The organism is Exiguobacterium sp. SH3S3, from assembly GCF_004337115.1.
GTDB lineage: Bacteria > Bacillota > Bacilli > Exiguobacteriales > Exiguobacteriaceae > Exiguobacterium > Exiguobacterium aurantiacum_A.
On the sequence record NZ_SJUU01000050.1, the window covers coordinates 1 to 302 of the forward strand.

A 302-nucleotide genomic window follows, 5' to 3' on the forward strand; every position below is an offset into this window, starting at 1 on the left:
AAGTCGGTGAGGTAACCGCAAGGAGCCAGCCGCCGAAGGTGGGACAGATGATTGGGGTGAAGTCGTAACAAGGTAGCCGTATCGGAAGGTGCGGCTGGATCACCTCCTTTCTAAGGAAAATGCCCATGTGGCATGCCCATCGTTCAGTTTTGAGGGTTCGTCCCTCGATTGTTCTTTGAAAACTGAAGATTCATCAAGACATCAAACCAAGAAAAATATGCATGGTCCGTTCGGACCGTGTGTCTTAGAAACGCTAGATCAAGGTAGAAAGGGCGTACGGTGGATGCCTTGGCACTAGGAGC

1 rRNA gene is annotated in these 302 nt (G+C 50.7%); it reads left to right on the forward strand.

From position 1 onward, the window contains the following. Positions 1-110 (forward strand): 16S ribosomal RNA (locus EVJ28_RS14030); the annotation flags it as partial. Positions 111-302 lie beyond the last annotated feature (192 nt).